Origin of the sequence: Roseburia hominis, from assembly GCA_040702975.1 — a bacterium.
Lineage (GTDB): Bacteria > Bacillota > Clostridia > Lachnospirales > Lachnospiraceae > Allocoprococcus > Allocoprococcus hominis_A.
Window position 1 is genome coordinate 1,737,414 of record CP159990.1, and the last position, 21,168, is coordinate 1,758,581.

General features: G+C 44.5%; 18 protein-coding genes. 11 read left to right on the forward strand and 7 right to left on the reverse strand.

Annotation, left to right across the window (positions count from 1 at the left end):
• Positions 1 to 49 precede the first annotated feature (49 nt).
• The 10 genes from ABXS75_08140 (at position 50) to ABXS75_08185 (ending at position 11,374) form a co-directional block, all read left to right on the forward strand.
• Positions 50 to 616 (forward strand): MarR family transcriptional regulator, encoded by a 567-nt coding sequence (locus tag ABXS75_08140; protein XCP86747.1) that lies wholly within the window; start codon positions 50 to 52, stop codon positions 614 to 616.
• A 113-nt stretch (positions 617 to 729) separates the two neighbouring features.
• Positions 730 to 2,976 (forward strand): ABC transporter ATP-binding protein, encoded by a 2,247-nt coding sequence (locus ABXS75_08145; GenBank protein XCP86748.1) that lies wholly within the window; start codon positions 730 to 732, stop codon positions 2,974 to 2,976.
• On the forward strand, positions 2,969 to 4,819 hold the full coding sequence (locus ABXS75_08150) for an ABC transporter ATP-binding protein (GenBank protein ID XCP86749.1): 1,851 nt from the start codon (positions 2,969 to 2,971) through the stop codon (positions 4,817 to 4,819). Before ABXS75_08145 ends, ABXS75_08150 begins: the two co-directional genes overlap by 8 nt.
• Positions 4,820 to 4,927: 108 nt before the next feature.
• A complete protein-coding gene (locus ABXS75_08155) occupies positions 4,928 to 5,410 on the forward strand; it encodes a GNAT family N-acetyltransferase (protein ID XCP86750.1) in 483 nt (160 codons plus the stop codon).
• A gap of 229 nt (positions 5,411 to 5,639) precedes the next feature.
• Entirely contained in the window at positions 5,640 to 5,879 is a 240-nt protein-coding gene (locus ABXS75_08160; protein ID XCP86751.1) for a UDP-N-acetylenolpyruvoylglucosamine reductase, read from the forward strand.
• Entirely contained in the window at positions 5,863 to 6,285 is a 423-nt protein-coding gene (locus tag ABXS75_08165; GenBank protein ID XCP86752.1) for a PIN domain-containing protein, read from the forward strand. Before ABXS75_08160 ends, ABXS75_08165 begins: the two co-directional genes overlap by 17 nt.
• A 447-nt stretch (positions 6,286 to 6,732) precedes the next feature.
• Positions 6,733 to 8,544 (forward strand): hypothetical protein, encoded by a 1,812-nt coding sequence (locus ABXS75_08170; GenBank protein XCP86753.1) that lies wholly within the window; start codon positions 6,733 to 6,735, stop codon positions 8,542 to 8,544.
• Positions 8,484 to 9,905, forward strand: coding sequence for a hypothetical protein (locus ABXS75_08175; GenBank protein ID XCP86754.1), 1,422 nt, complete (start codon positions 8,484 to 8,486; stop codon positions 9,903 to 9,905). The genes ABXS75_08170 and ABXS75_08175 overlap by 61 nt, the downstream gene beginning before the upstream one ends.
• A gap of 12 nt (positions 9,906 to 9,917) precedes the next feature.
• A complete protein-coding gene (locus ABXS75_08180) occupies positions 9,918 to 10,565 on the forward strand; it encodes an ABC transporter ATP-binding protein (protein XCP86755.1) in 648 nt (215 codons plus the stop codon).
• Between the two features lie 179 nt (positions 10,566 to 10,744).
• Positions 10,745 to 11,374, forward strand: a complete 630-nt coding sequence (locus tag ABXS75_08185; protein XCP86756.1) for a hypothetical protein — start codon at positions 10,745 to 10,747, stop codon at positions 11,372 to 11,374.
• Between the two features lie 58 nt (positions 11,375 to 11,432).
• On the opposite strand, the gene ABXS75_08190 is transcribed toward ABXS75_08185, so the two are convergent.
• The 7 genes from ABXS75_08190 to ABXS75_08220 form a co-directional block, all read right to left on the reverse strand.
• On the reverse strand, positions 11,433 to 12,065 hold the full coding sequence (locus tag ABXS75_08190; GenBank protein XCP86757.1) for a DUF4368 domain-containing protein: 633 nt from the start codon (positions 12,063 to 12,065) through the stop codon (positions 11,433 to 11,435).
• Positions 12,002 to 13,102: a recombinase family protein gene (locus ABXS75_08195; protein ID XCP86758.1), complete on the reverse strand. Its 1,101-nt coding sequence runs from the start codon at positions 13,100 to 13,102 to the stop codon at positions 12,002 to 12,004. The genes ABXS75_08190 and ABXS75_08195 overlap by 64 nt, the downstream gene beginning before the upstream one ends.
• Positions 13,103 to 13,195: 93 nt before the next feature.
• Positions 13,196 to 13,462 carry a hypothetical protein gene (locus ABXS75_08200; GenBank protein XCP86759.1) on the reverse strand — a complete coding sequence of 89 codons (267 nt, stop codon included), beginning with the start codon at positions 13,460 to 13,462 and terminating at the stop codon, positions 13,196 to 13,198.
• The gene (locus ABXS75_08205; GenBank protein ID XCP86760.1) at positions 13,459 to 14,724 is read right to left on the reverse strand and encodes a plasmid recombination protein; all 1,266 of its coding nucleotides are present in this window, start codon (positions 14,722 to 14,724) and stop codon (positions 13,459 to 13,461) included. Before ABXS75_08205 ends, ABXS75_08200 begins: the two co-directional genes overlap by 4 nt.
• Before the next feature lie 855 nt (positions 14,725 to 15,579).
• Positions 15,580 to 15,963: a winged helix-turn-helix domain-containing protein gene (locus ABXS75_08210; protein ID XCP86761.1), complete on the reverse strand. Its 384-nt coding sequence runs from the start codon at positions 15,961 to 15,963 to the stop codon at positions 15,580 to 15,582.
• Positions 15,964 to 16,059: 96 nt separating this feature from the next.
• Entirely contained in the window at positions 16,060 to 17,799 is a 1,740-nt protein-coding gene (locus ABXS75_08215) for an ABC transporter ATP-binding protein (GenBank protein XCP86762.1), read from the reverse strand.
• 1 nt (position 17,800) lies between these two features.
• Positions 17,801 to 19,537, reverse strand: coding sequence for an ABC transporter ATP-binding protein (locus ABXS75_08220; GenBank protein XCP86763.1), 1,737 nt, complete (start codon positions 19,535 to 19,537; stop codon positions 17,801 to 17,803).
• A gap of 307 nt (positions 19,538 to 19,844) precedes the next feature.
• Here ABXS75_08220 and ABXS75_08225 point away from each other — a divergent pair, with 307 nt between their 5' ends.
• Positions 19,845 to 21,092: an IS110 family transposase gene (locus ABXS75_08225; protein XCP86764.1), complete on the forward strand. Its 1,248-nt coding sequence runs from the start codon at positions 19,845 to 19,847 to the stop codon at positions 21,090 to 21,092.
• The last annotated feature ends 76 nt before the right edge of the window (positions 21,093 to 21,168 follow it).

Below are 21,168 nucleotides of genomic sequence, written 5' to 3' on the forward strand. Positions count from 1 at the left end.
TAATAATTATAGAATAGCCGTTAGACATCTAACTATTGGAGGTGATCATATGATGAAGAGGTTTGACCCGGAGAGCATACCCAAGGGCATCCCGTATGGCCATTCGGCTGTTTCACAAGGGATAAGTCCGGAGCAATTGCCGATTCAGATGTTGTTTCATCAGGTCATGCATTTGCAAATGCAGTATACTTGTAAAAATATGGAGCAGTTCAAGATTTCGCCGGGGCAGGCGGGGATTCTTTTTTTCTTAAATCTGAACGGTCCTCTTTCTCAACGGGAATTGGCGGATTGGATGCACTTAAAGCCCCCCTCAGTAACGGTGGCACTTAAGAAGATGGAAAATGGCGGTCTGATTACGAGGCAGCCGGACGAAAAGGACCAGCGTATTACACGAATCCGGATTACGGATAGCGGTCGGGATCTTGTTCGGTCTATGTTTGAGCAGCAACAGAACATTGAGGGAAGACTATTCCGCAATATGAGCGCGGAGGAGAAGATGCTGCTGCGCCGCCTGGTGTTACAGATGCGGGAAAATATTCTGTCAGACATGAAGGATATGAAAATGACAGCAGATTCCTGTTTTGGGAAAAAGATGATGGAAGAGCAGCTATTTTAAAAGAGGATAGAGAATCAATTATTTTATAAGATATATGGAAGAATAGCTACTTTATATGATAATGGAAAAGCATTTACTTGAAATAACAGACAGGAAAGGAAATCGGTGTTTCTATGAGAAAACTTTTAAAGTATTTAAGGCCCTATGCAGCTACGGTCGTGGTGATCATCGGAATTTTGATCGTGCAGGCGTATTGCGATCTTTCTCTGCCGTCCTACACATCGGATATTGTGAATGTGGGAATTCAACAGGGAGGAATCGATGACAAGGTACCAAAGGCCATTGCTGCCGGGGAGATGGAAAAATTACTGCTGTTTGCTGAAGAGGGAGACGCAGAGCAGATCAAAGAAGCCTATACACTGAAAGAAACTGATACCGGATATACGTATGAGGGCAGTGTGTATGTGCTGAAAGATGAGATTTTACATGATGAGGAGAGGCTTGCCTCTCTGGCTGAGATGATGGGAAAACCGATGTTTTTGACATTAGGGTTAGAGTCGGGAAATGATATGACAAAGCAGATGGAAGAGTCCATGAAAGAGGGTATGAAAATCGATGACGCGGATTTATTTGAGTTACTCCGGATGATGCCGGAGCAGCAGCGCAGTGAAGTCGTCTCAAAGATGGCGGAGCAGCTTAAGAAAATGCCGGAAAGTATCGTGGAGCAGGCGGCCACCTCCTATATCCGCAGTGTTTATGAAGAATTGGGCATGGACGCTGAGAAGATGCAGAACGGCTATATTCTGAGGACGGGCGGAAAGATGCTGGCCCTGGCTTTTCTGGGAATGCTGTCAAGCGTACTCGTCGGTCTTCTGGCGTCCCGCGTGGCGGCGAGAACAGGGCGGGACCTGCGCGGTAAGGTATTCAAAAAGGTGGTGGGATTTTCCAACGCGGAATTTGATAAATTCTCCACGGCGTCTCTGATTACCAGAAGCACCAATGACATTCAGCATATTCAGATGCTTGTGGTCATGCTCCTTAGAATGGTCATGTACGCACCGATCATGGCAGTAGGCGGAATTGTGAAAGTATTTCATACAAATGTGGATATGTCCTGGATCATCGCGCTGGGAGTGGTGCTGATCTTCCTGATTGTCATGGTGCTTTTTACGGTCGCTATGCCGAAATTTAAGGTACTTCAGAATCTGGTGGACCGCCTGAACCTGGTGACGCGGGAGATTCTGACCGGACTTTCGGTGATTCGTGCGTTCAGTACGGAAAAATATGAGGAACAAAGATTTGATAAGGCAAACCGGAATCTGACGAAGACGAATCTGTTCGTCAACCGGGCCATGACCTTCATGATGCCGACGATGATGCTGGTTATGAATGGAATAACGGTTCTGATCGTGTGGGTGGGGGCCTACGGAGTGAACGACGGGAAAATGCAGGTCGGAGATATGATGGCGTTCATTCAGTATACCATGCAGATCATCATGGCATTTCTGATGATTTGTATGATATCGATCATGCTTCCCCGTGCCGCGGTGGCTGCCGGACGAGTGGACGAGGTGCTTACCAGCGAGACGGTGATAAATGATCCCGAAAAGCCGGAAGGAACAGGCGCCGCAGGTAGAGGAGAGGTCGTATTTGACCATGTTTCATTCTGGTATCCGGGCGCCGAGGAGCCTGTCCTTCGGGATATCAGTTTTACCGCCAGACCGGGGCAGACTACGGCGATCATCGGAAGTACGGGAAGTGGAAAATCAACGCTATTAAATCTGATTCCGCGTTTTTACGATGTGACGGAGGGGCGGATTCTGCTGGACGGCCAGGATATTCGAAGTATCACGCAGCATGATCTGCGGGAACGCCTGGGGTATGTGCCGCAGAAAGGGGTACTGTTCTCCGGAACCATAGAAAGTAACATTTTATATGGAAATCCAAATGGAAGTGAGGAGGAGATGAAGGAAGCCGCAGCGATCGCCCAGGCGGAAGAATTTATTGCCGAGAAGCGAAAGGGTTATCAAAGCCCGATCGCCCAGGGAGGGGTCAATGTGTCAGGAGGCCAGAAACAGCGGCTTTCCATTGCCCGGGCCATCGCAAAAAGGCCTAATGTCTTTCTGTTTGACGACAGCTTTTCCGCTCTGGATTTTAAGACAGATGTGGCGCTGCGCAGTGCCCTCAGAAAGAAAACGAAGGACAGCACGGTGATCATTGTGGCGCAGAGGATCAGTACCATTTTAAATGCAGAACAGATCCTGGTGTTGGACGAGGGAAGAATTGCGGGTATGGGAACGCATAAGGAATTACTGAAGACTTGTGACGCATACTATCAGATCGCGGCCTCTCAGCTTGCGGAAGCGGAGCTGGCGCGCGATATGGAAGAGGCAGGAAGGGAGGCGGCAGATCATGAGTGAGAATCAGACGGCAGGACGCAGGAGAGGCCACATGGGAAGAGGTCCTATGGGAGCAGGAGAAAAAGCGAAAGATTTTAAGGGAACCATGAAAAAGCTGCTTAGCTATGTAAGTGTGTATAAGGTCAGCATTATTCTGGTCATGGTATTTGCGGTGGGAAGTACCGTATTTACCATCGTTGGACCGAAGATTCTGGGTAAAGCGACCACGGAGATCTTTAATGGCCTGGTAGGGAAGGTCTCCGGCGGGGACGGAATTGATTTCGCAAGGCTTGGCACGATTTTGGCCCTCCTTCTGGGACTGTATGCGGCCAGCGCATTATTTTCCTTTATTCAGGGCTATATTATGACCGGGGTCTCGCAGAAACTGACGTATCAGATGCGTAAGGAGATTTCTGAGAAGATCAACCGCATGCCGATGAATTATTTTGATACGACGACGCATGGGGAAGTTCTCTCAAGAGTGACCAACGACGTGGACACCTTAAGCCAGAGTCTGAACCAGAGTGCGACCCAGCTTATCACGTCGGTGACGACTCTGATCGGCGTGCTGGTCATGATGCTGAGCATCAGCCCGCTCATGACGTTGATCGCACTGCTCATTCTGCCGATCTCCATGATCCTGATTTCGATGATCGTGAAGCGGTCGCAGAGGTTCTTCAAGAGTCAGCAGGAATATCTGGGACATATCAATGGGCAGGTAGAAGAAGTGTATGGGGGTCAGGTGATCGTGAAAGCATTTAATAAGGAAGAAGATGTGATCAGGACCTTCGATGAGACCAATGAAATCTTGTACCAGTCGGCGTGGAAATCCCAGTTCCTGTCGGGCATGATGATGCCGATCATGCAGTTTGTCGGAAATCTGGGATATGTGGGAGTCTCCATTTTAGGAGGTTATCTCGCCATTCGTGGTACGATCGAGGTGGGGGATATCCAGTCCTTTATCCAGTATGTGCGCAGCTTCACCCAGCCGATCCAGCAGGTAGCCCAGGTGGCGAATATGCTGCAGTCTACGGCAGCGGCATCGGAGAGAGTTTTTGAATTCCTGCAGGAAGCGGAGGAGGATCAGACGGTACCAAACCCGGTTTCTGTGGACTCTCTGGAAGGAAATGTGGAGTTCGATCATGTGCATTTCGGATATCATGCGGATCACATTATCATCAATGATTTCTCCGCAAAGGTCAGACAGGGACAGAAAATCGCCATCGTAGGTCCGACGGGAGCCGGAAAGACGACGATGATCAAGCTGCTGATGCGTTTTTATGATGTAAATGACGGAGCCATTCTGGTAGACGGCCACAATATCAAGGATTTTAACCGCAGCGAACTGCGCCAGATGTTCGGTATGGTGCTGCAGGATACCTGGCTGTTTAATGGAACGATCGAGGAGAATATCCGATATGGGAAACTGGACGCTTCTCACGAGGAAGTGGTGGAAGCGGCGAAGGCGGCGCATGTGCACCGGTTCGTGCAGACTCTTCCGGGCGGCTATGACATGGTGCTGAATGAGGAAGCCAGCAACGTATCTCAGGGGCAGAAGCAGCTTCTGACGATCGCCAGGGCGATCCTTGCCGATCCGAAGATCCTGATTCTGGACGAGGCCACCAGCTCCGTGGATACCAGGACGGAGGTGCGGATTCAGAAGGCGATGGATAATCTGATGAAGGGCAGGACCAGCTTCGTGATCGCGCATCGTTTGTCGACCATACGGGACGCCGATCTGATCCTCGTTATGAAGGACGGGGATATCATTGAGCAGGGACGGCATGAGGAGCTTTTGGAGCAAGGCGGATTCTATGCGGAGCTTTATAATTCCCAGTGGGCGCAGACGGAAAGCTGCGCGTAGAAGATACCAGAGGACGCTCTTTTTCAGCTTGCCGTTTTTGGGAAAATCGAGTATGATGAGTGTGGTATTTTTTCAAATATCTAAAAATTGGGTATATGAGGTCAGGATATGGAAATCAGAAATGCAACAATGGAAGATTTAGAGAGTATTACGGCAGTGGAGGCAGAATGCTTCCCTGCCTTGGAGGCAGCGAAGGAAGAGGATTTCAGAGGCCGTCTGGAGGTCTATCCGGATCATTTCTGGCTTTTGCTGGACGGAGAAAAGCTGGTGGGATTTGTGAATGGAATGGTGACGGATCTGCCGGATCTTACCGACGAGATGTATGAGAATGCAGCGATGCATGACGAGAACGGGAAATGGCAGATGATTTTTGGGGTGGATACCATACCGGAATATCGGAACCAGGGGTGCGCAAGGCGCCTTCTTTCGCGGGCGATTGAAGACGCCAGAGTTCAGGGGCGGGAAGGGCTGGTCCTGACCTGCAAGGAGAAACTGATTCATTATTATGCAAAATTTGGATTTGTAAACGAGGGGATTTCTGAATCGGTTCACGGGAATGTGACCTGGTATCAGATGAGATTGAAGTTTTAAAACAGGAGAGAGCTGCAAACAATTACTTGACAGTAACAAAACGGGAACAGGTGTTTTGCATGCTTGCCTGTCGCGTGGATTCATGGTAAGATAATATAAGATAAATGATCTCTCATGGTAGTGCATTTATTTAAGTTGAAAGAGAGAGTAAATATATTTTGATTCATTAGATATCATATATTATATTGAAGGGAAATATGAGTTGGAATCGCGGAAAGGAGCAAGGACAATGACGAAGTTAAGACAGGATGCATTATCACTTTTAGAGGAAATTCCAGAAGATAAATTAGTATTTATCATACAGATTATGGAAGGCGTTACTGGTTTATATGGACAGCAGGAGGATAAGCGGGAAAAAGCTTTCCATACATTGGAACGACTTAGAAAATCAGTTCCGGTTTCATTGGATTATGAGAAGGAATTAGCATCTTATCGTGAGGAGAAATATGGGAATGCGAGTGTTGATTGATACGAATATCATACTGGATTACATTTTAAACCGTGAGCCGTATGGAGAACAGGCAAGAAGAGTCGTGAAAGCATGTGAGGAAAGTAAATTATCCGGATGCATTGCGGCACATACTGTTTCAAATATGTTTTATATTTTGCGTAAAGAGTATACAGTAGAAGAACGGCGGGAATTATTGCTTGCCATATGTGAGCTATTTGACATTGAAGGTGTTGATGCAAACAAAATTCAGAATGCGCTGAAAAATGACAAATTCAGTGATTTTGAGGATTGTCTGCAGATGGAGTGCGCGAAAACATATCATGCAGATTACATTATTACCAGAAACGCTGCGGATTTTGCTGCGAGTGCTATCCCTTGTATAGAGCCTGGTCAAATGTGTATATTATTGGAAAATAATGTTTAGTTTTAGGAGTTACAATGCTGTGGGAATGGCGTAGTAGCCAAGGCAATATAAATATTAGGAAAAACGCAAATATTAAAAGGAATGTCTTACCTATAAAATAACAGGTATGTACTGTTGCGTTACCTGATAAAAGAATGGAGGAGAAATTTATAAGTTGCGCCAAATTCGGTATAATTTTTATAGTATTTTATTTTAATGGTCATAATTTAGTATGCCATGAACTGCGGACTCTTCGGAGTCCGTTTTCTGTTTTGGCACAGAGAAGGAGCCATTGCTCCATAGAGCATATCACTCTTTGCAACGACTCCTTTTTCTATATTTTCGGAAAAATAAAAATATAAGATAAAAAATACAAAATTAAGGGCATATAAATCGAAAATAGTGGAGTTTTTTTGAGAATATGATATAATATTTCTAACAATATGCAAAAAAGGGGGGCGAATTGAGTTGAAGAAGAATCTTTATATAAAGTCTTCGTTGCGTAGTTATGTTATGTCGCTATTCTTTTTAGTTGTTATGTCCCTTGCGTCGTTTCTATTTACGCTTCATAGTGCGGAGTACCTGTTAACCCGTCGTCAGATCAACGAAGTCAGCAATTATTACCGGCCAATAGGATCACTTGTGCCGATGACATCAGGTAGCAAAGATGTCGCTTTGGGGGCAGAACTTGTTAAGGAATATCCCAAGGTATTTTTGCATGATGAGCGGCGCAAATTCCCGGCAGTGTTGGACGGGGTTTATAATGCAGATCTTGATGGGGTACTTTCCTGCCCGGTGATGGAACCAGGCATGAACAATGTCCATACAAATGATGTGCTATTTTACGGGACATTGGTGGATATTACTGAGGAAAACAGGCAGGGGTTCATTGATGGCTATACGAATGAAAATAATTACAGAAGCAGCAGTCGGAAACTGAGATCTTACCATATGGTATTCGCTGTAGATGCCGTTGAGGCCGGCTATCCTGATTATATTGTAGCCGGCGAGCAGGCAAATGTTTATTTGTATCGGCGGCAGGAGGGGGCGGACAGTTTTTTACCGGAGCAGCTTCAAGCAGGGACCCGCTATCTTATCAAGGCATGTTATGATATAAATCTTGCAGAAATAGATGCTCCTTATCGAGATAATCTGACTCTTAAAATGATTGATGACAGTGGAAACTGGTATTTGCCGGTTGCGAAGGGAGAAGAGCCGGATTTTGGCCTGCCGGAATTTGCAGGATTAAAACAGGAGTTAGAGGCACAGGAAGAAAACAGGCATACGCTGTTTCTTACGGCCACTAAGGATATGACCTATCTTCCGGGATTCCAGGAAGTGAATCAAATGTATTATTTAGATGCCGGGCGGTTACTTGACAGGAAGGATCATGAAAAGAGGAATCCGGTGTGTGTGGTGCGGAAAGAGTTTGCAAAATTGCGAGGACTTTCTTTGGGGGATACGCTTTCCCTGACCATCCGGGATCTGGGGGGACAAGACTTATATGGATATATTAATGACAATACTGGAAGCTGGGCAGATGCACCTGTGTTCACAGCCGATTTTGAAATCGTCGGTACATGCGGCGGCTATCCGGGCGAGTTTGGATTAGACAGTTTTAGTGCGTATTTCAATGATATTTATATTCCGTCCTCCTGTGTACCGGAAGAATTCGGAGGAAGCAGAAGTGAAGTCCTGGACATGGAGGATTTTAGTTTTGTACTGAATACTCCTGAAGATCAGAAAGAATTTATCTCACAGATGGGGGATCAACTTTCGAAGTACGGACTGGAGGCTTCTTTTGTGGAAAAGGATACGGTAAAGTCCCAGGAAGCAATCAACTCGATTAAGCAATCAACATTAATCAAGTTGTGCCTGTTTGGCGGGCTCTATCTTCTAATGATGGCAGTGCTGATTTTCCTTTATTTGAAGAACAATCTCGTGAATTTTGCTATCCAGAGAGTTCTCGGAATCCCTGCGCGAACTGCGGCGCGACAGCTTATGCTTCCTGTGGAGCTGACAGCGCTGGTGGCTTTGGCGGCAGGTGGATTGTTGGGATGGCGTCATGCAATGAATCAGACAGATCAGCTCATGCAGCCGATTCTGGAAACCGCGAAAGTGACAGTGGCAGATGCATTGCCTGGTTATTGTTTTTTGGCTTTATACGGAGTGATGCTGTTTGTGGTTTCAGCGCTTTTGTTAGGAGGTGTCAAAGTGGTATGTCAAAGAAGGATCCTGGAGTTATTCCAAAAGATATCAAACCGAAGAAAGCAGCGGTAAATACAGAAGGAAGTAGGAAGTACATATATTTTCATATGGTGCGTCATGTGTTTCTGAGGATTTGGCGGCAAAAATTGAAAACACTGCTCACGATAGCAGTCACACTTGCTTTTATAATGACACTGTCCTATATGGAAGGGAGCATTGAGGAAAATCTGCATTTAGTTGATAATCTGTACCGGACTACTACAGTAGAGGCAAGAATCGTCAAAAAGAATCCAACAATTGACAGGGAAGAGGGAAACATCATTTCACCAGATATAGTAAGTGCGTTTCGGAACAATGAATTTGTAAAGGAAATCCGCCGGGAGTCTGCAGGCTGTCAGATGTCCGCATTCTTTCCCTCAAATGATGAGAGAAAGTTGGAGGAATATTTGCGTATAAATACAGATGAAAAAGGGTTTGGCTTCTATGGAATTGACGATCCAGAATGGTTTCTAAAGCGTACAGGAGATGGAAGTCAGATCACATATGGGGAGGGGTGGACCGCCAAATTGTTTGCTGAAGAATGGAAGGGCAATTTGGCTGTTGAGGAGACCTCTGTAGATCTGAATTCCAGCCCGGCTTTTGAAAATTCCGATCAAAAGACAAAAAGGAATGTGAAGCTCATTAAGCAGCCTGTTTCGGTCATCATAAGCGATACACTGGCGGAGCATCAGTCACTTTTAATAAATGATAAATTTTATACTTTAGATACCAGAGGAAGCGGTCTGATGACAGAATGTGTCGTGGCAGGTTATTACAAAGGAATTTCGGTAGAAGATATTTCTGAACCTATCCTGATACCTGTATCTGCATTGGAAGAGATGAACCAGTTACTTGGGTATGGCACTTCATATTCATCAGTCAAATTTGCAATTGATCCCTCGAAAAACCGGGAGATAGAGCAGTTTGAAGAAGAAGCCTCACGCATTCTCTTAAGAGCTGAGGCAGGAAGTGTGGATTTGACTATTTTTGTCTATGACGAAGAACTGAGAAAAGTAGTCCAGCCTCTGGATGAAAGTATTCGGTTAATGGAGAGACTTATTCCACTGACGTTTGTCATATCCCTGGTGACAGCAGCCGGACTTAGCATAGTATTCCTGCTCCAGAATAAAAAGGAAGCGGCGATCATGAGGTGCTTTGCGATGAACAAAAGAAAGACGATATTCTTTTTTGGCGCAGAACAGATGTTTACTGTTTTGTTAGGACTTGCTATCGGTAGTGTTCTGCTGGCTGTCCGGATGGGGGATGTTTTATCCGCATCAAAGGGGCTGGTCTTTGCTGCAGCATATTTTGTAAGTTCGATTGCCGGGGCAGTTTTAGGCGGAATGATATGTACCAGTTATGATATAGGAAATCTGCTTCGGACAGTAGATTAAAGGGAGGTAGCCATGTGCAAATTGAGGTTGGAAAATATTAGTTATTCTTATAAAAAAACAAACGCTTTTGTTTTGGAGCATGTTTCGTATTCCTTCGAGGAGGGAAAACTGTATGCACTGATTGGTCCTTCCGGCTGTGGGAAGACGACATTACTTTCCATAATCGCAGGATTAGAGCGGCCCTCCGGCGGAGAGGTGTATCTGGATGGTGTGCCGATTTCCAGTCTTGATCTGGACGAATATCGTCGGAAGAAAGTAACGATGATTTTTCAGATGTTTCACCTTTTCCCGCTTTTGACGGCACTGGAAAATGTCTCTTATCCAATGGAAATGAGTGGTATTCCGCTTAAGGAGGCGTACAGGCGGGCGAAAGAGCTGCTGCGCACAGTCAATCTGTCTGATGATAAAGAGAATCGGTTTCCGGGACAGCTTTCAGGAGGAGAACAGCAGAGAGTTGCTATTGCACGCGCACTGTCAACGTCAGCAACAGTGCTGCTTGCGGATGAACCCACCGGAAATTTAGATGGAGATAACAGTGCGATGATTATAGATCTTCTTTCCAGACTTGCACATGAGCAAGGCTATTGCGTTATCGTTGTTACCCATGATCCCGTAATTGCAAAGAAAGCAGACGAAGTATTTGAAATAGAAAAATTGTAATATAAATATGTTAGGAAAGGTGATAATTATTTTTATAAATAAAGGTAAAAATGCAATAGATTTTTTAAAAAATATATGCTGGTGTTTAAAACTCCTTTGGGATACCTCAAAATGGTATTTTCTTATTATAGTTGGTAGCAATATAAGTCTTCCTGTACTCTCGATATTGGCGGTTTATATTGGAATGTGCAAGGATTATATTAAAATATGCTCCTGAAGCTCAGTTTTGTAGTTTGCGTATTTTTGAGGATACTACTCTTAAAGCGAATTGTATTCAATTAGTTTCAGCATTAGAATGGTGTTTGGTTAACAATATTCCAATAGTGAATATGAGTTTAGGAAGCCATAAAATGTGTGATTATAGCAAAATACAGAGGATAATTGCAAAAATGATTGCTAGACGTCAAATAATTGTTGCTGCCCATAATATAAGAGCTTTCTATTCGGTTCCTGCATGTGTGGGGGGAGTTTTGGGCGTATATGCGGATGAGAGAATGCAGGATTGTCAATATAAATATTGTGGCTGTTTACCAGAATTTCATTATATTGCGGCTTCAGCAAAACATTCCTTTTTACCTCAATATCCAGAAATTTTTACTCCGATTACAAATAGCTATGCTGCACCAACAATTACGGCAATTGTACATAATTTTCTAAAAAAATATAACTTATTTCAGGTGCCTGTTTTTGAAATTCATAATTATTTATTGCAAAAAGGGAATTCGATTCCGTTACAAAAGCCAGATTTTTTAGCATCTGCAAATATACTTAATCTTAGTAAATACTCCATATTAGCCGAGGTGCGATAACGAAGGAAATATGTAAGGTGGCGGTGCAGCCGAAAGGCTGTGCCGCCGCTTTGCGTCTTTAGGCTGATTTCTTTTTTGTGTTCTGCATACCAAGTCTGCCGTCAAGGGCAACGCAGTCCTCGTCAGCAATATTGATAATACCCGCAGCCTTGTAGTAAATCTCAATCTTTTGTTTTCTGTGTCCGCTACTCTTATCGGGAGCGTGTACCACGATTTTGTCAACCAAATCATTCAGGATTTCAGCGGTTAGTTCTTCGGGATCGGTGTACTTGCGTACATTCTTTAAAAATTGCTGAAGGTCGTGCTGTTCCTGTTCGCCGCTTTCAATCAGTTCCTGCAAATCAAGAATTGCCGCTTTGACATTTTTCTGCTCTGTTTCGTACTCAGAAGAAAGCTTGTCAAACCGTTCCGCCGAGAGTCTGCCCGACACCATATCCTCGTAGATTCGCTTGAAAAGCGTATCCAAGTCCTCGTCTCTGCGTTTGAGCGTTACGATGTCCACCTTTGCTTTTTCCACCGACATTAGGCGTTCAGCGTTGGCTTTTTCCATTTCCTTTTTGACAAAGACTGCTTCAAACTGCTGAATATAGGACAGCACGCCCTGAATGTGCCGAAACACAAGCCGATTTAGAGTAACTGCCCGAATATAATGCCCTGTACAGGTTCCCGTATTACTGCGGTAATGGAACAAACGAAAAAGTCCTGATTTTCCTTGAAAGCATTTGCCGTACAGTAATGCAGTTTCGCCCCGCAGTCTGCACAGAACACCTTGCCTGAAAAGATACTAATTTTCCCCGTTGCAGTCGGTCGGCGTTTATGTTTGCGGATTTCCTGTACCGTTTCAAAGATATGCTTGTCTACGATAGCAGGGTGAGTATCTTCAAATACTCGGCGGTTTTTCTTGTCATTCCATACACGCTTTTTGCTTCGGTAATTTTTAGAGGTAGTCTTGAAGTTTTCGGTATGACCGATATACTCCAGCTTCTCTAAAATTCCCGCAACGGTTTTCTGCGCCCATTTATACGGCTCGGCGGGAAGTAATTTTCCCTCTTTCTGCGCCTTGTACGCCGTGGGAGTCAGCACCTTTTCCGCTTTCAGCCTCTTTGCAATCTGCGTAGGTCCAAACCCGTCATAGCACAGTTTGAAGATATACCGCACCGTTTCTGCCGCGTCTTTGTCTATCAGCCACTTGTCTTTATCTTCGCTATCCTTGACAAACCCGAAAGGGGGATTAGTGGCAAGATGTTTTCCGCTTTCGCCTTTCATTCTGAAAGTGGACTTGATTTTCTTGGCGGTATCTCTGGCATAGAGTTCGTTGCAGAAATTGCGGATCGGCATCATATCAAATTCCGTCTGCACAGCGGAATCCACATTGTCGTTGACAGCGATAAACCGCACATCATTTTCAGGGAATACAATATCGGTATACATTCCCACTTGCAGATAATTTCGCCCTAACCGAGACATATCCTTGACGATAACCGTACCAACTCCGCCGCTTTCAATCAACTGTTCCATTTCACGGAAAGACGGACGGTCAAAACTTGTTCCTGAATATCCGTCATCCACAAAGAATTGCAGATGTTTGAAGCCGTGCTTTCTTGCATATTCTTTTAATAGTGCCTTTTGGTTGACGATTGAATTGCTTTCGCCCTCACGCCCGTCATCTTGGCTTAACCGGCAGTAAAGGGCTGTAATTTTGTTCTGTTCTGATTGTCTGTTGTTCAAAGTAACTCCTTTCCGACAATCGGATACAGTATATTACGTACCCGTATTATACCATATCCGAAGTCTTGATTCAACGCTTTAAAGTGATAACTTTTAATCCTGCCCGTAATTGTATCCGAGCTTTCGGATAATCGTATTTAACAGAAATTCGTCTGTGCGAGAGCAGAAATGCCCTGTAACTTCATATTTCGTGTTCCCGTCCTTTACCGTAAAATCTGCGTCGGCTGGGATACGGCATAAGGCTTTCGGTTTCCTGCCCGTATCAATAATGGCGGGGCGGTTTAAGATACGGTCTATTTCAGGGCGGTCTTTCTCTAACTTCGCAAGAATTTCCGCCAAGTCCTTTTCTTTTTCTGTCATCGTTCCAAATCCTCCTTCTTTTTTGGTTTTTGTGTTCGTTTGGGAATTGTCAAATCCCACGGGGACGGCTTCATTTCTTTTTCGGGCGGTTTATGGAAAATGCTCTTTTCTTGTTCGGGTGCGGTTTTGCGGAGAGATTTCAGAATACCGTCAATAAATGCTTTGACCTTCTGCGGTGCTGCCTTTAACGCCTCCAGATATGGTCTGCATTTTTCTTTTAAGGCTGTCAGCTCCGCTTGCAGACGCTTGACTTTATCCGATAACGCTCGGTTGCTGCTTTCGTAGATTTGCACCGTCCGCCTGTTTACAAGACATTCCTTCGCCAAGTTTGAAAGATAGCCGTAATCCTCGGCGGACATCTGAATTTTGCCCGTCAGAGTTTTCTTTCCCATACTGTCAATAATTTCTGTGCTTGCCTGTACGGGCAGTACAGAGGACAGTTTTTCATCAGCCGCCGCAATCTTTTCCTCAATTCCCGCAAGGCGTTCCTTGTCTTTCTCAATTTGGTATTGCAGACTGCTTTTGTATTCGGCGGTACTGCCACGCTCTCCACGGAGAAAATCGTTAAAGCCTGCATTCTGCATATGCTCATAAAATTCATCCTGTAAAATACTGTACGAGGGAACAAGCACAGGCTTGCCGTTTTTATCGAATACAGGCTGATCGTTCTCATCCACCGCCTGCGGAGATTTCCATTTCTTTGAATGGCTGACCTGTTGAACAACCTCCTTGACCGTTCCTACCAGCGATTTAGCTTTGCACCTTTTTGACCACAGCACTTGCTTTTCCACTATGGGAAGCGCTACAATGTGCATATGGTAGTGATAGACGGGTTTTCCGTAATCGTCGGATAAAGCAAGGTTGATTTCATCGGCGTGCAGTACGGCGGACAGAATATTGTATTCGCCATATAGCCTGACTGCAAAGCGGTATGCTTCTTCATAAAACCGCTTTGCGTACTCATAACCGCCGTGTGTTTCAAAGTAATCGGTGTTGACATCGAAAATAACTTCATCGTACACTTTTGCGTCCTGCTTTAAGCCTCGGAGAGATACCTTCCCGTCAGCGACCAGCTTATCAAGGGTTTCGTTGTAGGTTAGACTGCCGCAGTCCTTGAAATGCACATTCAAGGGTGTGCGGGACAGGTCTACATTCATATTGCCGTAGTGTTCGTTTTTTCGTTCGTTATGGCGTTCATATTTGCCGATGGTACTTTTCGTGTGCGTGACCACTCTTGCCACGCTGAAATTCTGTCTTGACATTTTTCTCACTTCCTTTCTTTTTCGGATTGTATTTCATCTCCCAAAGGGGAGGATATGTTAAAATCGGAGCGACCTTTGTTACGCACCTTTTCAAAGTGCGTAACCCACTATGACACTTTCAGCCTTATGGCTGCAAAGTGCCGTGGGCTCTGCGAGGCGGTAGGGGCGCTGCCCCGACAACTCGGTTGTCTCCCCAGCAGGGCAGTCCTTTGAAAAGGACTCCCTGCACCTCGTCTAAACTTTACGATTGTAAATACGGGCGTTCTGTTTCCTTGTAAACTTGCTTGCTGTTGTTCGCCGTTTTACCCGAATGTCGTTCCTGCCCCCATTTTTTCAGCGGCGTTGTTTTGCTCCTATCATCGCAAAATCATATCCCATTCAGACGGTCATTCAGTTGTCAATCGGCAAAACAAAAAGCCGATACACAGAGACATCAAAAATCAGCGGGAGCGTTGCTCTCGCTTCAAAATGATGTTCTATGTATCGGCTTTGAAATTCAAAGACGGGACTGTTTGTTCATCCGTTCACTCGCTGACAGTACCAAAAAGCATAGAGTGCAGACGGCGGTATTTTCGTATAGCTACCGCAGGTGTTAGGTGTTTTTTACTTTTCTATCAAAACATCTTGTATTCAGTTGTAGTCCTCATTGAAGAAGAATTATATTATATCAAAAAACCCGCCGGAAATCAAGATTTTTTCGGCGGGTTTTAAATATTCCTTTCAATTTTCCAACCCCTTTGGTAAAAGAAACTTCCACCCAAATGTCCAAGGGTGGAAGTTAATCCTGCAAAGTGGAAGTTACTTTTTCAATTCACCGTTTTAAATATTTTTCTGAAACAGGGGAATACTATTCTGTTATCCTGTATGTACCTCAAAGCAATAACCTATATCCCGAATACTCTCAACTTGATAGGCGGGTTCTTGATCGGTATCAAAAAGTTTTTTACGGAGATTGCGGACATGGAAACCGATTGTTTCTCGTTCGCCGCCCGAAGAAAAGTCACCCCATACCTTTTCATAGATTTGATCGTATGTCAGCACACGGTTTCTATTTGCCACCAGCAAACAGAAAATATCGTATTCCTTTGCTGTCAATGAAATCTCCCGTCCGTCGCTTGTGATTTTTCTACGAGCAAGGTTTATTTCAAGTCCGGGGAACGATAACACCGTTTCATCATTTAAGCGAAGATGTTCCATATTCGGAGATCGTTTCAATGCCGCCATAATTTCTGCAAACACATCGACATCCTGATCCTTAAGTTCTATTACTAATATTCGTCCGATATTATCACCCCCATTCTTGAACTTGGCAGTTGTTTTTATGTGTAATCGCTATTATGCAAATTGGCTGTTATACAGAGCGGCGTATTTTCCGTTCTTATCCATCAATTCGTCGTGATTTCCGACTTCCTTTATATCTCCGTCCTCCATATACAAAATTATATCAGCGTCACGGATAGTAGAAAGGCGGTGAGCAATCACAAAGCTGGTGCGGCCTTTCATAAGTTGCGCCATAGCACGCTGAATTAAAACCTCCGTATGGGTATCTACATTACTCGTTGCTTCATCCAAAATCATAATTTCTGGATCAGAAGCGATGGCACGGGCAATAGTGAGAAGCTGACGCTCGCCCTGTGAAATATTCTCCGCCCCTTTTGAAAGCTCCATATCATATCCGCCGGGCAGTGTTTTGATAAAATTATGGGCGCAGGCGGACTTTGCCGAAGAAATGATTTTGTTTCTATCCATATTTTCTTCTGCATATCCCAAGTTATCAGCAATCGTTCCCTCGAAAAGCCATGTGTCCTGTAAGACCATACCAAAGCGATCCCTCAGTTCTTCTCTCGGCATATCACATATATTTACGCCGTCAACCGTAATAGCCCCACTGTTGATCTCATAGAAACGCATTAACAGGTTGATAAGAGTAGTCTTGCCTGCGCCAGTAGGGCCGACGACAGCAACCTTTTGACCGGGCTTTACTGTTAAATTCACACCGTTCATCAGCATACGCTCAGGCGTATATCCGAACTGAACATTTTGAAAAGTTACGCTGCCGGAACGGTCTTGCGGAATGATACCGTGTTCTGCGTCCGGCAATTCTTCCTCTGCATCCAGCAGGGCAAAAATCCGATCTCCTGCGGCTTTTGCTGCGCCAAAGCTTCCTGCCATACCGGCCAAAGAAGAAAATGGCTCATCAAACCGACGAGTATACTCCAACATAGCCTGCACATTTCCCACGGTAATAAAGCCGCCTATGGCACGCAGGCAACCGATTGCTGCACAAACCACATACCCCATATCATTTACGAAAGTAGTAATCGGGCTGACTGCCCCTGCGGTTGTTTCCGCCTTATAGGAACTATTCTTCAACTCCTCATTCAGTGCAGAAAAGCGCTGTTTTGCCCTGTCCTGATAACTAAAAGACTGCACTACTTGTTGACCGTTATACATTTCTTCAATATATCCATTAAGTTGTCCCAAAAGCTCCTGCTGTTTCCCGTAATGCTTACTGCCGGACTTCATAACACCTGCTGCGCTTAGGAGTGACAATGGCACCATAATAATCGGAATCAGCGTCAGTTTCGGGCTGATTGCCAACATCATAATAAGAATTCCGATTGCGGTAATCACCTGTGTGACAATGGAGGTAAGATTTTGGCTGACTGTATTATTGATTGTATCTACATCATTGGTAATCACGCTGAGAATATCGCCGTGGGTATGCGTATCATAGTAATTCAGCTTCAACCGGTGCATTTTTTCATCTATGTCGCTGCGGATTTCACGCATTGCGTTTGCCGTAATTTTTGCCATATGAAAGCCTTGCAAAAAGGAAAAGAACTGCGATACCAGATACAGACACACCAGTGCCGCAAGCAGCCAAAGAATGGTTTCCCAATAAAACACGCCGTCCCTGATACTGTCAAAGAGGGTCGTTGTGACTTTACCGATCACAAACGGAGCCATAACGGTAAAAATCGTGCTGACAGAAGCAAATAACAAAACGAAGAACAGACGCAGACGATGAGCTTTCAAATATCCAAAAAGCCGTTTGAAGGTATGATTTTTCATGTCAGACAGCCTCCTTTCCCAACTGTATTTCTGCAATCTCACGATAGAGAGGGCAGGTATGGAGCAGTTCTTTATGTGTTCCCTGACCAACAATCATTCCATCATCAACCACTAAAATACGGTCAGCGTCTAAAATCGTGCTGACTCTTTGAGCTACCATAATAATTGTTGCGTTTCCCATTGTCGCCTTCAAGTTTTTGCGGAGGGTTTGGTCGGTTTTCATATCCAAAGCCGAAAAGCTGTCGTCAAAAACATAGATTTCCGGCTTTTTCATAATCGCTCTTGCAATCGCCATGCGTTGACGCTGACCGCCGGAAAGATTCGTTCCGCCTTGTGCGATTCTGTCATGATACCCGTTTTCCTTTTTCATAATAAATTCCTCGGCACACGCAATTTCGGCTGCCGCCTGCCAATCTCGTTCGGTTCCATCATTTTTTCCAAAGTTTAGATTAGAAGCAATATCGCCCGAAAACAAAACATTTTTCTGCGGGACATAGCCAATCAGGGCACGAAGATCGTCTACTGCATATTCCTTAGCATTTACGCCGTCAATCAAAACTTCTCCGAATAAAGGATCATACAAGCGTGGAATCAGCTTCAATATGCTGGATTTACCTCGTCCCGTTCCGCCGATAATGGCAGTAATTTCTCCGGGGTGCGTTTCAAAACTAATATCTTTCAAAATCGGTTCAGGCGCTCCGGGGTACGCAAAAGTCACATGACGAAATTCTACCGTAGAACGCAAGGGACGCTCCTGAAAAGAGAATGAGCCATCCTGAATGCTGGTTTCGGTTTCCAACACCTCTGCAATACGCCCTGCACAGGCATATGCCGTAGGGAACATCATAATAACAAGGGCAAGCATCATAACCGACATCAGTACCATACTGATATACTGGCTGTTCGCCACCAACGATCCGACCTCCATAGCGCCATTTTCTACATAATGTGCGCCAAGCCCTAAAACCGCTGCTGTAGTTACGCCGAAGATTACATTGATGACTGGCAACAAAAGGCTTGTAATTCGCCCCGATGTCATTGATGTTGCAGCATAATCGGTATTTGCTTCGTCAAAGCGGCGGCTCTCGGCTTTTTGTTTATTGAAAGCACGAATGACACGAACACCTTCCAGAGATTCTAAAAACAACTGATTGATCCGATCAAGCTTCTGTCTGAGCTTTATCGAATAGCGGGACGCAAACAGGATAACAATGCCACACCCAACTAATAACACCGGGATTGCAACGGTGAGAACGGAACAGACCTGCCCGCCAGTAGCAGCGGAAAAAATCAAGCCTGCTATCGCCATCATAGGTGCAAGAATGCCAATACGCAAAAGCATAGTAAGGAAATTCTGAACATTTGTAATATCTGAGGTGCTTCGTGTAACTAAGCTGGCTGTACCAAACTTATCAAGTTCGGCAGCAGAAAAGCTCTGTACTTTTTCAAAAACCTGTCCTCGAAGTGTTGCCGAAAAATCCGTGGAAATCCGGGAAGCAATTCGTACAGACAAGAAGTTGACAATACAGGCAAGCGCTGTAACGCCCGCCATCACAGCGGCGAGTATGAAAATTGTACTTTGTGAGGAATCAGTTACCCCGCTGTTAATCATTTGGGCAAGTAGCGATGGCAACATCATTTCTGCAACCGCTGCAAACAAAACCAGTACGGAAAGCAGCATAACCTGTCGTCCTTTCAATTTAACCTTTGAAAAAATAGTTTTCATTTTTATATCCATTCCTTTCGCGCTGCTCAAGGCACAAAACGTGATGAAAAAACGTTGGACTCTCGCAGCTTTCTTTTTATAATAGTTTCCATAGGGATACTCAGTACACTACAAATCACGGGGAGGTGAGTGGGCTGTCCGAACTATTGGGTGACCGTATTTTTATATGTGTAGAATGCTTTTTCAAGTACAAATAAGTGTGCCTCGAGCACGTAACCTTATCTTTGTTAAAACAACTCTCGTTTTAATCCTAAGCATTCAGTCAATGCTGTTTACTCCCTATAATTCTATCGAACCTATGGTTCTGAAAGGTGGCCCTATGGCTTTAAAAATTGTGTATCAAATTTGTTGTGGTATCGATGTTCACAAGACTTTTGTTGTTGCCTGTATCGCTTCCACTAACAAACAAGGTGTTACCACCTACAAGCGCCATCGTTTCTCAACCTTCACACAAGGGTTGAAGGAATTGTTACAGTGGCTGCTTGACAATCATTGTAAGGATGTCTGCATGGAATCTACTGGCAAATACTGGATTCCAGTTTACAATGTGCTCGAAAAAAGCTGTACAATTGTACTTGCTCATCCCAAATATGTTAAGGCTATCCGTGGTAAAAAAACTGACAAGAAAGACGCAAAATGGATTGCTGACCTCTTCAAGCATGATCTTGTTGCCGGTAGCTTCATTCCCTCTGTTGATATCAGACAACTTCGTGACCTGATGCGCTATCGTTTCAAACTGACCTGCTTTATGTCCAGTGAGAAGAACCGTTTTCAAAACTGTCTCACGGTCTCCAACATTCAGTTGGCTTCCGTTGTCTCGGACACTTTTGGTAAAAGTTCACAACGAATTCTGGATAAGATTCTTGAAAATCCTGAAGATACTTCTTTTGATATTGGACCTTTAATTCATGGCTCCATGAAGAAAAAGCTTCCTGAACTGGAGCTCGCCATTGATGGTTTTATCACACCGGAACAGGCTGGTAAATTAAAGATCATCAAAAAGCATTTTGAAGATTTGGAATCCCGGAAAGCAGAGCTAGAAGAACTGATTCTTGCGCTCGCCAGTCCCTATCAGCAAGAACTCGACCTAATCCTAACCGCTCCATCATTCAAAAATAAATTTACCGCTATCGGAATCATTTCTGAAATCGGCGTGAATATGGAGGCTTTTCCTTCGGCGAAACACTTATGCTCATGGGCTGGACTTACGCCGACCAACAATGAAAGTGCAGGGAAGAAAAAATCTGTCCGGGTTTCCAAAGCCGGATGCTATATCAAACCACTTTTGGTTCAATGTGCCAACTCTGTGGTTAAAAGTGAAAAGCACCCTGAAATCCGCAACCGCTATCTTCGTTTAAGAAAGCGCCGCGGCCACAAGAAAGCAATCATTGCAATAGCAAGAATGCTTCTAACAGCATTATACAACATGCTGAAAAATAAGGAACCCTATAATGCACAACTTTACCGAAAAAGTGATGTTCTTCCTGTCAATCGTGAAATTACAATTGAACAGGCAATTTTAATGGCTCAGTTTCATGGTTATAAAATCAAGTCAGTTGCTGAATAAACCTTAACTTTGCTACATATTCAATTTTTAAATAACCACCGCAAGATGGTCTGTTTGTGATGCCTAAAAAAATGGA